This is a genomic window from Pedobacter sp. MC2016-24, assembly GCF_015223055.1.
Lineage (GTDB): Bacteria > Bacteroidota > Bacteroidia > Sphingobacteriales > Sphingobacteriaceae > Pedobacter.
The window spans coordinates 62,572-77,208 of the sequence record NZ_JADFBX010000004.1; the positions used below are offsets into that span (position 1 = coordinate 62,572).

At 36.1% G+C, this 14,637-nt stretch carries 12 protein-coding genes; 8 read left to right on the forward strand and 4 right to left on the reverse strand.

The window, feature by feature from the left end:
- The first annotated feature begins 69 nt into the window (after window positions 1-69).
- Window positions 70-312 (forward strand): helix-turn-helix domain-containing protein, encoded by a 243-nt coding sequence (locus IM797_RS11080; RefSeq protein ID WP_194127198.1) that lies wholly within the window; start codon window positions 70-72, stop codon window positions 310-312.
- A 19-nt stretch (window positions 313-331) separates the two neighbouring features.
- Here IM797_RS11080 and IM797_RS11085 read toward each other — a convergent pair whose 3' ends face one another.
- Entirely contained in the window at window positions 332-1,207 is an 876-nt protein-coding gene (locus IM797_RS11085; protein WP_194127199.1) for a HEPN domain-containing protein, read from the reverse strand.
- A gap of 238 nt (window positions 1,208-1,445) precedes the next feature.
- Here IM797_RS11085 and IM797_RS11090 point away from each other — a divergent pair, with 238 nt between their 5' ends.
- Window positions 1,446-2,045, forward strand: coding sequence for a hypothetical protein (locus tag IM797_RS11090; RefSeq protein WP_194127200.1), 600 nt, complete (start codon window positions 1,446-1,448; stop codon window positions 2,043-2,045).
- Between the two features lie 427 nt (window positions 2,046-2,472).
- On the opposite strand, the gene IM797_RS11095 is transcribed toward IM797_RS11090, so the two are convergent.
- The 3 genes from IM797_RS11095 to IM797_RS11105 all read right to left on the reverse strand — a co-directional run bounded on the left by IM797_RS11095 (window position 2,473) and on the right by IM797_RS11105 (window position 4,952).
- Entirely contained in the window at window positions 2,473-2,709 is a 237-nt protein-coding gene (locus IM797_RS11095; RefSeq protein WP_194127201.1) for a hypothetical protein, read from the reverse strand.
- Window positions 2,710-3,120: 411 nt separating this feature from the next.
- Complete coding sequence (locus IM797_RS11100; protein WP_194127202.1) at window positions 3,121-3,582, reverse strand: hypothetical protein; 462 nt, start codon at window positions 3,580-3,582, stop codon at window positions 3,121-3,123.
- A gap of 506 nt (window positions 3,583-4,088) precedes the next feature.
- Window positions 4,089-4,952 carry an SDR family oxidoreductase gene (locus IM797_RS11105; RefSeq protein WP_194127203.1) on the reverse strand — a complete coding sequence of 288 codons (864 nt, stop codon included), beginning with the start codon at window positions 4,950-4,952 and terminating at the stop codon, window positions 4,089-4,091.
- A gap of 111 nt (window positions 4,953-5,063) precedes the next feature.
- Between IM797_RS11105 and IM797_RS11110 the strand changes: the two genes are divergently transcribed.
- The 6 genes from IM797_RS11110 to IM797_RS11135 all read left to right on the forward strand — a co-directional run bounded on the left by IM797_RS11110 (window position 5,064) and on the right by IM797_RS11135 (window position 14,512).
- Window positions 5,064-5,423: a helix-turn-helix domain-containing protein gene (locus IM797_RS11110; protein WP_194127204.1), complete on the forward strand. Its 360-nt coding sequence runs from the start codon at window positions 5,064-5,066 to the stop codon at window positions 5,421-5,423.
- A 1,004-nt stretch (window positions 5,424-6,427) separates the two neighbouring features.
- On the forward strand, window positions 6,428-6,991 hold the full coding sequence (locus tag IM797_RS11115) for an RNA polymerase sigma factor (protein WP_194127205.1): 564 nt from the start codon (window positions 6,428-6,430) through the stop codon (window positions 6,989-6,991).
- Window positions 6,992-7,073: 82 nt separating this feature from the next.
- Complete coding sequence (locus IM797_RS11120; RefSeq protein WP_194127206.1) at window positions 7,074-8,189, forward strand: FecR family protein; 1,116 nt, start codon at window positions 7,074-7,076, stop codon at window positions 8,187-8,189.
- Between the two features lie 242 nt (window positions 8,190-8,431).
- Window positions 8,432-11,671, forward strand: a complete 3,240-nt coding sequence (locus IM797_RS11125) for a SusC/RagA family TonB-linked outer membrane protein (RefSeq protein ID WP_194127207.1) — start codon at window positions 8,432-8,434, stop codon at window positions 11,669-11,671.
- A 67-nt stretch (window positions 11,672-11,738) separates the two neighbouring features.
- Complete coding sequence (locus IM797_RS11130) at window positions 11,739-13,163, forward strand: RagB/SusD family nutrient uptake outer membrane protein (RefSeq protein ID WP_194127208.1); 1,425 nt, start codon at window positions 11,739-11,741, stop codon at window positions 13,161-13,163.
- A 107-nt stretch (window positions 13,164-13,270) separates the two neighbouring features.
- Entirely contained in the window at window positions 13,271-14,512 is a 1,242-nt protein-coding gene (locus IM797_RS11135; protein ID WP_194127209.1) for a thioredoxin fold domain-containing protein, read from the forward strand.
- The last annotated feature ends 125 nt before the right edge of the window (window positions 14,513-14,637 follow it).

The following is a 14,637-nucleotide window of genomic DNA, read 5'->3' on the forward strand; positions in this document are numbered from 1 at the left end:
AGCTTTTGTTGCAAGAACTTATAACAAAAAAGTTTTCTTAAAGCCTTTTCTTGCACCAAAAACAAAGTAATGAAAGAAGAAAGGGATCTTTCCCGATTAATTGAAATAGGTGGATTTCTAAAAAAGTTGAGAAAGGAGCAAAAATTAAGTATGGATCAACTTGCCGCCCGTTGTGACCTCACCAAGAGCAATATTAGTAATATTGAAAATGGTAAAAAGGATTTTAATTTTACAACTTTTCTGGAATATGCAAAAGGCTTACGATTACATCCTAAGCAACTTTTAGATGCAGACTTTTCTTTCTTGAAATAAATTGCAACATAATATTTAGCTAATTCAGAGCTTTAATTTTTTCATTACACAATCTAACAACGATATCCTTTAGATCCTCAATTTTTGACATTAAGAGTTCCAAGTCTTCTTTTGAGATACAATAATCATCTTTGTACCGTGAATCGACATAACTTTTGTGAAGGATCTTAAATAATCTTCGTTCTTCCATATCCTCTGCTGGATATAGAAATACTTGGTTAAGCTTTTCTGAGATATGCTTTGAGTATCTCCTGTAATCTTTAAGACTATGCGACTTAGGCTTGTATCCTGTATAAACTAGTAAAAGGCCAGCATAAAATCTCTCAGTAGCTTGATGAAGATAGAAAATAACCTCGTTAAATGGGAAACTTTTTTCAATAGCATAATTGAAACTATTTGTTGTATGTTCAAACATACGTATGCCACTTTCGATCCATTTTTGGTAATAATATTCGGTAACTTCCTTTTGTTCTCTTACGGTTGCAATTTTGGCCTCTGAGAACTGGTATTTACCTGTATCAAACAGTAATATTCCCTCATTTACTATATCTTGAAAAAAATATTGTCCTTTTTCCAATCCTGTATTAATGTACTCTATGTCATGAATAATTGGACTTACCTCGTTCTTATACTTTAATGTACGATTTTCAATCCTACTAATTATATCATGTTCCTTAATTTCTGTAGCATTGTTGATGACTATTAAGAAATCATAATCACTGATATAAGTGTATGTAGCTCCTTTGTCAATATAGGAATCTTCTACCCAATTACCGGTAGCATGACTTCCAAATAATATTATTTTTTCCGGATTAGTTTCTTCTTTTATAATGTTGAGAATTTCTCTAATCTCTTGTTGTTTGTGGTCTGGTAAATGGGTTATAGATGTTTTCATCAACGTTAAAGGTACGAAATCTTAAAAACTATCTCACCCCAAATCTTAATTACTTATACTGGTTTCCTCAATATATAAGGTGGCTATATTGATTTTACAAATCAGCAGCTCACATAGCTTTTAATTCAAATCATATTTTTTAATGATATACCAGCCGGATTTGGGAAGTCGCCTTATTCAGTTATATTTGGGTAGTATAGTCAGCTATGCAATATTTAACCCAATATCCTCTCATCAAATGAAAAACAATTTTATTTCTTCCCTGAAAAGAGTAAACAGCTTGAAGTTTATTTTCTTTTTCTTGATTTTATTATTCTTTGCAGCCGGTGCCAACGCACAGTTTCGAGTAAAGCTCCAATTTGGGCAAATTATTAAAGATGATGGTACTTTTGGAACGTTCCGGCCTGAAAAACACAAATCATTAATTGATAGCCTGGATAAAAATTTGAAATCAAATCCTAAGGATACTACAAGTCTTTTTTATCGGGCAGCTATCTACCTTTTTTCGAATGACATTTTATCAAAACCATATCAAAGAGAGAAGGGGTCTTTGGAAGCATTGGTAGTGGCTAAAAATATGGCTGAAAGCGCTGTTGCATTAAATATGCATGACTTTAGGCTGAAGGTACTACGGGCGCAGATTTATAAGGATTTGGTATACAGATACACCGGAGACGAATCCTGGATGTTTAAGGCACCCCAAATTGTCGAAAGGCGTAAGCAGCACAATTCCTACAAAGAACTTGCAAATAAATACTATGATGAACTTGCTGCAATGGATGAAGCTAATGCACATGAATACCAAAAACTGAAAGTGACACATGAGTATTCATTGTAACTTTCAGCTTATATTCTATGAACTCTTGGATCGCAAGTATTCTAGAATTGACTGCTAGAGTTCGGTCTTCCAACATAAACAAACATGGTGAACTTTTCGAATTTTCTTTATTTGTATTTGTTAACTTCCGTGTTAACGCTCTGTTGACTATTTAACTGTGTCTAGGGTTTCTCTGTGAGGTTTTGGCTTTTAAGTTCATTTATATATATATGATATGGACATCTCTTATTTCACCCACAAAAGTCTGTAATTGGTGATTTTTTGTGCCTTAATCATTTCTCTATTCTGGTGTATGATGTGATTGTTTTGTTGGATATGCAATTGCTTGTTTTGCAGTTGTTTGTGTTTGAACAGCTCGTCTTCGTAAAGATTTATGGCTTCTTTTAATGAATCTGCTCGTTTGTTGACTAAATAGCGGGCAATAGCATCAACGGCTTGCAGGCTTCTGTATTGCTCCGGTAATACTATCTAACTTTTCAGCTAAGGAATCCATCTCTTTGGACAAATTTTGTATTTCTGGTATGATCTGTGGCTGGATGTTCTTGCGTTTAAGGTAGTCCAAAACTCCGCCTAAGCCAAACCTGAAGAAAAGATAGGTGAGGGGGACCATATAAATGATTACACCTATGGTTGCTGCTGTGCCAGATCCAGTAGTGAGTAACATGAGCATTAGCGCACTTGCACCTAAACCGATGATGTTGAATTTGCGATTTCTGTTATAGTGCTTGGCATTGAATTAACGTTGCCAGATTCTGCCGTCTAAATCAGCATAATTGGCAATCAGTTTCCTGGAGGTTTTTAAGTTGGTATAGATTTCTTGTAATTCCACAGGCGTTAAGTTAATCGGATAAATGCAAGAATTTCGGGTTTTAAAGTCAACCGGATTTGGTTGCCGGGGTTTAATGATAACAATTGAAAGATTGGTGGATGTGCTTTAGTATTCGTTTTCTGAAAATGTGTTCATTAATGTACTGTCAATGAAAGGTCCTTTTCATGTTGAGTTGTATGATTAGAAAGTTCGGTTTGTGCAGGTGTAGGTATAAGCTAATAGTGGGCTGTTTTAATGTATTTTTAGTTAGTGTTGGTTGGTTTTAAATTTTTTGGCTAGAATGTGAAATGCTTTTTCATAAATTGTTATGTCTGGTGTGCCAAATCCGGCTCTTATTCCTATAATTGGTAGTTTTGGATTTAGTTGCGGATTATCATTTACATTATATATTTCAATTTCAGCTAAGAGGGGTAATACTTCGTATATATTTTGATCCTGATTCAATTTGATCCAGGCACCTAGTCCGCCGTCGGGTGAATTGAAAACAGCGTATTTGCCAAGTATTAAGCGGCATAGCGTCTGTAGTTGACCTAATTTCTCTTTATAATGCAATCGGAGTTTTTCCAAATCATGGGAGTAGGAATCCGACTGCAGTACTTTAATTATTTTGCTGATATTTTGATCTTCTTTTGCAGAGGCTGGACCTTGAAAAGAAGTATATGGAAGTCGATTGTCTGGGATTTCAGTTCCCAGGATAAGAAAATTCATCGGTTGAGAAATTAATTGCTTAAGGAATTGTTCGTTCTGCTAAAATACTAAATTTTAATTCTAGTTTGGCGTATTTTTGTGATTAGCTCTACATTTAACTTCTTAACCAGCTTGAGCTAAGAAATGATATTTAATCAATATTTATCTTTAGTTAATGTCTGGGGTGTTGCTGACATAAAAATCAAAAGGTGTTTTATAGATGAAATTTGCATTTTCAAGTACCTCTGGGGTCGGGTTATTAACCCGGTGGATTATAGCCTCTAAGTAAATTTAAACTGTATAAACATATTCGTTTTGGTTAAAAAGCGTCTCAGTGTATTTTCGTAGGTTTTATACGAAAAGCCAAAGACAAACCATTCTACCATGTGCAAAAATAAGAAAGCTACCGAATTTGACAAAAGTCAAATTCGGTAGCTTTCTTAATACTGTTCACATTTTTGTTTAAAGTTGATTAGTATTGGATATATCTGTATCTGGTGATACTAATTTTTAAATAAAGCAGGAAGTTAATTGCTAAAATAGGCTGCTTTCAGATAGCTTTTTAAATCTGTTGGCTTGCGTCCTAGCAGGTTTTCTATTGCAGGGTTAATTTGCTCTAAATCATGGTGTCTGAATGTCTTTGCGAATAGTGATAGAATGAAGATTCCGTCTTCTGGTACATTGTGTTTTTTTAATGTTTCTTTGTATTCTTTTGGCTCCGGGCTGATATAAGTCACTGGTTTTCCAGATAATTCTGATAGGAATTGTGCTATATCCGCAAAAGAATAAGCGATAGAGCCAGTAATAACATAGGTTTTATTTTCGTGCCCAGAGGAAGTGATGGCATTCGCAATAGCTTCTGCCATATCTGTTCTTAAAGCAAATGCCGCTTTTCCCTCCCCGGCAGGGAAATAAATTCCGCTATCTACTGCACCTTCGCCAACGTACATTGGGATGGTTTCTGCATACATAGAATTCTGAAATATGGTGTAGGTCAGCCCGCTATTTTTTATGTAATCTTCTGTTTCTCCATGTGACGCTGCTAAAGGCATCAATGGGGTTGTAACATAGTTGCTTACGGCTCCACTTGTATAGTAAATGTGTTTTAGGCCTTTTTGTTTAGCAGCATCTATTACGTTTTTATGGTCCTGAAGGCGATCCATTGAGGAAGATGATACCAATAGCAAATCATCAATTCCTTCAAAAGCGGATAGCAATGAAGAAGGTTTCTTATAATCTGCTACACGAACTTCTATACCCATTGCTTTTAAATCTGCTGACTTATTCTCATCTCTTAACATTGCTATCACCTTATTTTTAGAGATATTCTTAAGTGAAAATTCTACTGTTGCTTTTCCTATATTGCCTGATGCTCCCGTTACTAAAATCATTTTTTTTTCTAAATTTTAAGATATAAAAAGCTAATTGTATTTACTATGTAAAGTTTATAGCTATATCTTTGTATAGTACTATACTTTTGTATAGCTAGATTAATTTTGGATATGATTGAATCTTACTTTGACGGAATAAGTTGCCATAAGGACTATGTTTTGGCGGTAAAAGATACACTCAATGTAGTAAGTGGTAAATGGAAATTGGCTATTGTATGTTCGTTGTTTCATGAAAAAAAACGTTTTTCAGAAATTGAACGGATGATACCACCCATAACACCTCGAATGCTTTCCAAGGAATTGAGAGAATTGGAAGTTAATGGCGTTATTGTAAGAAATGTGATTACTTCTATGCCGATTGTTATTGAATATGATCTAACCTTATCCGGCAGAGAATTGAGGGGCGTAGTTGATAAAATGGTGGAATGGGGATTGCTCCACAGACAAGCGACCATTTCAGAATTGACCTAGTATTTACATCGGTTTCGGATATCTGCACCAGCTAAGATTACTATATTATTTGCAGTACTTCTTAGAAGCAATAAATTAGTTTTTGAAATGTTGAATTCCGCCTTTATTCCTATATATTTTTATATTTTTCGTTTGATGTTGAGTTGAACAGATATGGCGCCGAGTATTTGAAAAATGTACTTGATGAAATCCCCGGTTTTTTCGGAAAGCTGCATTTGCTCGAATTGGTTTCTAACATTGATTCAGTAAGTTCACATGAATTTAAAAAATGCCATTTAGGCTGAAGGATCAATCTACAAAATGATGATAAGTTTATAACCTGGATGGAAAGTATCATATCACAGAGAAGACCTTATGTTTTTCGCAACCGATTTCTAAGCCTGTGAACTAGTAGCTCGCTCGTCTAATGACCGCTTTTGTCAAACGAGTATTCTTAGCTTAGGCCATGCAACAGATTCTAGTAATGTCATTCGATTAGCTGATTTTATTGTTCATCAGGATAATTACGGCATTGTCGATATTCGGAATTCATCATAGTTGATTAGCGATCCCATTTTTGGTCATGGTCTAGCAATTCCATAAGTTAAGGGATTGGGTAAGCGATGGATAATTAATTTGTATAAGATCCCACTTAGCGGAAAGGGTTGTTTGTGATCTTGTTTAGGCCATAAACAATTTTCATTTGGTATAAAGTATTGAAATCTTGGATTTATTTATTCGAAATATTTACTTGGTATGAAGCGTGCAAATCCTTATAAATATAACTTGCTTTTTGAGTATTAGCATTTATTGTTTAAAATATCATTTGCTGAGTGGGCATTGCTATTAAATTCGCTTATTTTGGAATTTGCGTAGTTGCTCATTATTAGCTGCTTTTTACCTTATGCAAGCCAGAAGGTGATTAAGCAATAGCTTAAACAAAATCATCCTCTTATATTTAATGAAAATTGACTAACATTGGCCGGGATTATTCTGTAAATTTAGCTGCAACGATAATATAGGCAATGGATATTCATAAATCTTCAGATCAGCAATTGGTAATTTCTTTGAAAGAGGGAAATAGCTCTGCGTTTGCTGAGATTTATGAGCGTTACTGGTCTCTTTTATTAAGGCACGCTATTGGCATGCTGCAGGATGAAGATATTGCCCAGGATGCCGTTCAGGATGTTTTTCAGATGTTATGGGAAAAGAGTGTTACCTTAAATATCCATACCTCACTTTCATCATTTCTTTATGCTTCACTCAGATTTAGAATCCTAGATCAGTTAAAACATAATAAAGTGCAAGATCGATTCCTGTCAAAATTACAAACTGAGATTGAAAGTGGGGTGGCAAGTACAGATGACGTGATTGCAGAAAAGGAATTTGCAAGAAAAATTGAAGATGGATTAAACAAGCTTCCGCCAAAAATGCGAAAGGTATTCGAACTGAGCAGAATTTATGAATATTCTTATCGCGAGATATCAAAAGAACTTGACCTCTCAGACAATACTGTTAAAAGACAAATTAGTAATGCATTGAAAATCATGCGTGAAAGCATAAAAAGGGGATATGCAATATTTTTTTAACAATTATTTGTTTTCAATCTAACACAAAATTGGTTTTCAATCTTCATAGTAGTATATGAACCATCTATTTTGTTAAAAAGTTATGGATAACAAAGAAGCTGAACATTTATTGGAGAAGTATTTAGCCCATAACTGTACGCCGGAAGAGTTGTTGTTGATTAAGAAGGCTTACAATAAGTTAGTTCCTTATGATATCAGCGAAATTCCTGAGCAAAGGTATGATGAAATGAGGACTAACATGTGGAACAAGTTGGGACAATCACCTAAACTGGATATAAAAACATATCGTTTGTGGCCAAAGATTGCTGTTTCAGCTACTTTACTCTTGACAACCGGTGCCTGGCTACATTTATTTGTTTTAAGGAAAGAAGTGGTTGATAAAAAATCTGTTTCTGTTTATTCAAATGATGTTTCTGCAGGCACAAATAAAGCCATTCTTACATTAGCAAATGGTAAAAAAATCAGCTTGAGTGATGCTAAGGCAGGCATAGTGATTAAAACTTCTGAACTAAGTTATAATGACGGAACTGTTATAGAAAGCATCGATTCCAAAGAATCCCGAAGCTCTATGATAACAACTCCTCGTGGCGGCCAATATCGTATCCAGTTACCTGATGGTACTCAAGTAGCCTTAAATTCTGCCAGTACGCTAAAATTTCCGGCATCTTTTTCTGGGCAGGTGATTCGGCGGGTCGAGTTAGTTGGTGAAGGGTATTTCAATGTGACTAAAGATAAGAAACATCCGTTTATAGTTAAAAGTGGTAATCAGGAAGTGAAAGTTCTTGGAACGCAGTTTAATATCAGTTGCTATCCTGATGAATCTAGTATGAAAACAACTTTAGTAGAAGGAAGCGTGCAGATTAAAGGACTTTCTGGCCATGTTGGTATGAAAATGTTGAGTCCTGGTCAACAGGCTGAAATGATTCGGGATAACATCAGCATTACCAAGGTGGACACTGAATCTGTACTTGCGTGGAAAAACGGGGATTTCATCTTCAATGAGGATATCAGGACCATCATGCGACAAATTTCCCGTTGGTACGATGTGGAAATATTTTACCAGGGTAATATTTCTGAAAAAGAATACATTGGAACGTTTTCCAGATCAAAGAACCTTATTGATATTTTAAAAGCGCTTGAATTAACCAAAGGTGTCCACTTTAAAGTTGAAGGAAGGAGGATTACTGTTATGCCTTAGTTTTTACAAAATAAAGGTTTACCGAATAAGGAACCGAAGGCGTTGGAAGCGCCTCCGGTTCATGTCCGGTTAATCTGATTATCATGCGACTAAACATAAATTTTCAACTATTAACCAAAGCAAAACAAATGTATATATTTTACTATACAATTGGGCATGGCATGACCAGCTATGTCCTGGATATCATAACTGAAACCAAATTGCGTCAAATATGTCGCAGTTCAAAGTTTAAAAGGTGGCTTATGCGGATTAACTTTACTTGTATCTTATTGCTCATTGCTTTTATGCAGGTAGCATTTGCTGTTAGGGCGCAAAAGATCAGTATTTCTAAAAAAAATGCGACGCTTACCGAGCTTTTTAGAGACTTACGTAAGCAAACCGGATACGATTTTGTTCTCCCTAAAGACCTGCTTAAGCAAGCAAAACCAGTTACAGTACAAGTTAAAAATGCTGATCTGGAACAGGTACTAAGGATTTGTTTCGATGCACAACCTTTCACATATGAGGTAAATAATAAAATAATCATCGTTAGCGAGAAAGAAAAGTCAATCATTGATAAGCTTGCTGCCCGACTTCAGACAATTGATGTTAAAGGTAATGTCACTGGAGAAAATGGGATACCGTTGCCTGGGGCAACGGTGACAGTAAAAGGCTCGAACAGAAGTTTTGGTACCGATGCAAGTGGGTATTTCGAGATTAAGAATATTGATGAAAATGCCATTCTGCAGATTTCCTTTATTGGATATGCCACTAAGGAGGTACAATTATCTGCTGAAACAACAAGACTTATCATCAAACTTATCTTGGCAGAAAACAAACTTGATGAGGTCGTGCTTGTAGGTTATGGAACCAGTACCAAAAGACTAAAGACAGGTACTGTTAACTCTGTTAGTGCTAAAGACATCACGAGTCAGCCATTAGCCAATCCACTGGTAGCTCTTGCTGGCAGAATTTCCGGAATGGTAGTTTCACAGGACAATGGATTACCAGGCAGTTCTGTCAGTGTACAGATCAGAGGTAACAATTCCTTGCAATCAGGAAGGTCGCCTCTTTATGTTATTGATGGTGTGCCATTCTCCAATGAAAATCTGAATGCCTATGGAGTGGCTGCTGCAAATGGTGGGATCAGTCCATTTAGCGCGATCAATCCAGCTGACATTGAAAGGGTAGATGTGTTAAAAGATGCCGATGCAACTGCCATCTACGGAGCAAGGGGAGCAAATGGCGTAGTTCTAATAACCACAAAAAGGGGCCAGACAGGCATGGGTAAGCTCAGTGCTAATTTTTATAAAGGAGTAGGTAAGGTTGGGCACTTTATCCCAATGCTTAACACGCAGCAGTACCTGGAGCTTAGACGTGAAGCCTTTGCAAATGACGGCATTACTCCGGATGAGTTTAATGCACCCGATTTGACTACTTATGATCAAAGGGCCTACACCAACTGGCAAAAAGAACTGATAGGGGGCACAGCCAATTTGACGGATGCACAAACTAGTTTTTCAGGAGGAACGGATAATTTAAGGTTTTTAGTCAACGCTAATTACAGGAAAGAAGGTACTGTTTACAAACAGGATATGGGGAATGAGCGAATCGGAACACGAATGAATTTAGACTACGGTGCTCAGAACAGCAGATTCACAGCTCAATTCTCTGCGGCTTTTTCTTCGGATAAAACCAACTTAATTCCGGTAGATTTGACAAGTGCATATGCACTTCCCCCAAATTATCCGCTGTATAATCCAGATGGTTCTCTATACTGGGATTTTTTTCTGAATAACCCTTTAGCATATACTAAACAAAAATATAACGGTATAACTCAGACAATTTTGGGGAATGCCACGTTTAAGTACATCGCTGCAAATCATTTGAATTTGAAGTTAAACCTTGGCTTTAACCAGTCTACGCTGGATCAAAAGTCTGCTTATCCTCAATCTTCCAACAATCCCAACTTTGGTATGCCAAGTATTGCATTTTTCGCCAATAGCAGGTCGAGGAATTACATTGCAGAACCGACTGCAGACTATACTATAAAAGCTGATCAGTGGAAATTAAATTTTTTAGCGGGTGGTTCATTGCAGAGTTCATATAACACTGCCGCTACAATAATTGGTAGCAACTACAGTAATGAACAATTAATGAGCTCTATTTCGGCTGCTGGGCTCTTGACACCCAGTTATCAGAATGACGACCTTTATCATTTTAACTCGCTTTTCGGAAGAATCAATTTTAACTTCAGCGACAGGTATATTGTCAATCTAAACTGGAGAAGAGATGGTTCTTCAAAATTCGGATTAAATAACCGTTTCGGGAAATTTGCCTCTGTTGGTGGTGCATGGTTGTTTACCGAGGAGTCTTTTGCTAAAAATGCGATTCCATTCCTGGATTTTGGTAAATTAAGAGCAAGTTATGGTACAACTGGTAATGACCAGATTCAAAATTATCTTTATTTACCTATTTATCGCACAGGCTCAATTTACGATCAGCAATCCGCTCTTTCTGTAAGTAGGGTATACAATCCTAATATAAAATGGGAATCAACTAGGAAGCTGGAAATCGCTATCGATTTAGGTCTTTTTAAAGATAGCAAACTTTTAATTACCGCTAATTATTACCGAAACAGATCCAGTAATCACATTATGAATAATCCTATTGCTTCTCAGACTGGATTTGGATTTTATATGGAAAATGTTAATGCAGTTATACAGAATACAGGATTGGAGTTTGATCTTACCTCAAAAAATGTGTCCGGAGCGCATTTCGCTTGGAATACAAGCTTTAACATTACATTTGCAAAAAATAAATTACTCTCTTTCCCGGGATTAGAAAATAGTCTTTATAAAAATCTTTATATGATTGGACAACCTGCAAATCTGCAGCGTTACTTTCAGACTAAGGGTATAGATGCTGCAACTGGACTTGTTAATTACCAGATTACAGATGGCGCAAGTATGCCGGATTACTTACCAGCACCAGTAGGTCATCCTTTTTTTGGAGGAATTAGTAATAATTTCAACTACAGGGGATGGTCACTTGACTTTCTAGTACAATTCACCAAGCGGTATGGCTTAGTGAATAATATCAGCCAAAGTAATTACTCTTCCGTGCTTGGGGGGATAGCTAATCAAAATACCAGTACACTAAATAGATGGCGTAAAGCGGGTGATGAAAATACCCTATTTCCTGGTGCATCAGCAAATCCTGGATCTTTATTATATGCCAACTACAATTACTTTGACAGATCAACTAATTTGTTTGGTGATAACTCATTTATCAGATTTAAGTCTGTGAATGTTGGGTATAGTTTTCATAGTCGGTGGATTAAGAGGTTGAAATTGTCTGCTTTGAATATTTATCTGCAAGGCCAAAACTTGCTTACCCTTACAAAAAACAAATATGTTTTCGATCCCGAATCCAGTGGTAATGGAGTAGGTACAATGCCTGCTTTAAGGACTTTTGTATTGGGAATGAACTGTTCATTCTAGTTAAATGAATCGTTCTAAATATATGTTGTTTAGTTAAAAAGTGGCTTAAACTTTTAAATATAAAAAAATGAAAAATATCATTATATATAGGATCCTTGGCCTTTTCATATTCCTATGCACCCTATTAAGTGTTTCATCTTGCAAAAAATTTGTTGAAGTTGGTGCTCCGATAACGGAAATCGACGCAGCTAAAGCTTTTGCAAGTGATGCTTCTGCTAATAGTGCAATTCTAGGGATCTATACAAAATCCGTTTCGGGTGCAAATGGAATTGTCAAGTTTTATACAGTTTGTATGGGAAATAGTTCTGATGAACTACAATCTACTACTGGAGCCTATACCCCATTTATGAATAATTCTATTCCCGTGAACAGCAACACTACCAGTCAGTATCTCTGGGCAGGAAGTTATGCTGTTATCGCACAGTGCAATTTTGCGATTGAAGGATTAAATGGATCTCAATCGTTAACTCCGGCTGTTAAGAGCAATCTTATGGGAGAAGTTAAATTCTGGCGAGCTTTTATTTATTTTTACTTGGTCAATATGTTTGGCGATGTGCCAATGCCACTTGGAACTAATTCAGTTGAAAATGGAAAGCTTCCTAGAGTTCCTTCAACAGAAGTTTGGTCACAAATTGTAAAGGACCTGAAAGATGCGCAAACACTACTCAATGCTAACTATCCTGCTACAGGAATCCGGTCGAGGATTAATAAATCTGTTGCTGATGCTTTTCTATCAAGGGTATACCTATACCAGAAAGACTGGTTAAATGCGGAATCAGAAGCTACAAAAGTCATTCAAAACAGTGAGAATGCTTACTCAATAGTTGATAAATCGGCTATTGCTGACGTATTTAAAAATACAAGTAAAGAAATCATCTGGCAAATCTCAAATGCTGATGGAATTTCAACTTTTGGACCCCTCTATAATTATCTTCCCGGTGTTGCATCCGCGATATCCATTCCGGAAACTTACTATCTTTCTTTCGAGACAAATGATTTTAGATTGGTTAATTGGGTTAAAGTAAAAAATACAAATGGGAGTAAATCATATGAAGTTTATAAATATAAAGGTCGAAGCGGTACTGGTGGGAATGAGTATGATGTCGTGATGCGATTGGCAGAACAGTATCTGATCAGGGCAGAGGCAAGGGCACGCCTGCAAAAACTTACAGGAGATAACAGCGCGGCATCAGATCTGGATAAGATAAGGTTGAGAGCCAATTTAAATGGAACAACTGCAACAACAATGCCTCAGATGCTATTTGCAATTGAACAAGAGCGAAAGCATGAACTTTTCGGTGAATTCGGACATCGCTGGTTAGACTTAAAGCGTACGCCTAGTCTTGTTAGTCCAGCTAACAAATCTCGTGCAGATGATATTCTCGGGCCAATAAAACTTGGGTGGATATCCGATGCACAGCTATATCCGATTCCCGCAAGTCAAATTCTAGCCAATCCAAGTCTCATTCAGAATCCAGGATATATGCCTTGATCTCATGAATGTTAAATAAATTTAAACTCAACATAAAGGTGTTCACATACAGTCAAATTATTTCTTAATAAAGACTGCATGTGATCTTATTTAATAAAACATATAAAATGAAATTTTTAAAATTCTTGATCTGGATGATGTTTCCCTGCTTTTTGCATGCGCAAAATCAGGGTATTAACTTCACCACTAACTCAGATTGGATTGCTGTTTTAGCGCAAGCGAAGAAAGAGAATAAGTATATATTTGTAGACTGCAATACCACGTGGTGCTTGCCATGCCAGAAAATGGCGAAAGAAGTTTTCACACTAAAAGAGGTTGGTGATTTTATGAATGAGAAATTCATCAATGTATATCTCCAGATTGATTCTTCAAAGAACGATAGTGGAAACCAAAAGTCCTGGTATAGGGATGCTGCTAACCTTAAGCGCATACATTCAGTAATGAATTATCCCACATTTCTTTACTTTGATCAGGATGGAAAACTTGTCCATCGAAATGTTGGGTTTTTAGATCCTCAGGCGTTTCTTCAGCAAGTCAGGTTTGCATTTGACCAGAACAATCAATATGTCTCGCTGATGGATAGAGTCAATTCCGGTAATCCGTCACCTGAAATCTTATTGAGTGCCGCGATGGCCGCTCAAAACGCTTATGAACTTAAGCGTGCTGCAAACCTTGTAACACGGTACTTTAATTCAGCGAGTGATAAGCAGTTAATGGATAAAAATTCTATTCAATTCGTTAAATTTTATATTGAGTCAAACCAGACCACTGCTGATCCTGGATTTAAGTTTTACCAGAGGAATGCCAGTAAGATCGACAGTATAGTCGGCTATCCTGTAGCATCAGATCTGATTAAGAAAATGATTTCACAGGAGATATCAGCAACTGTAAAAGAATCAATTACAATTAATTGGAATACAATCTACAAAATGATGAACGCCAAATATCCTATGTTTGCGGATGAATTGGTATTAAAAGAAAAGATAGGATATTTTTCGAATAAGAAAGAATGGGGGAATTTTATCAAGCATGTAGAATTGTTAAAATATGCACATGGAAATGCATTGAAATCAGATGAGTTTAATAATTACATTTTTACTTTAGCTAATGGTACAAATCTTAAACAACATTTACAAACAGCTTTAAAATGGAACAGTTCGGAAGTTTTAAATAAAGAAGATGTTTTTAAATCAATTATTCAAGCTACAATCCTTTACAAAATTGGCAAAAAAAATGAGGCTATCTCTTGGCAAAAGAAGGCAATTAAAATAGCCGAGTCGCCAAACAAGCCAGCCCTGGTTGAAGTATTGAAAATTATGCAGGAAAATAAAAAGATTCCTGTATACTAATTTCAAGAATATTTAAAGTAAATAAATGAAAGCTTAAAATAAATATGCTGACTATTCTTTTGTAAGGTATATCATGAGTGACAAGCGCTAAAAATTTGCCTGGTAAAAGTAAGTTTGCAATCTGT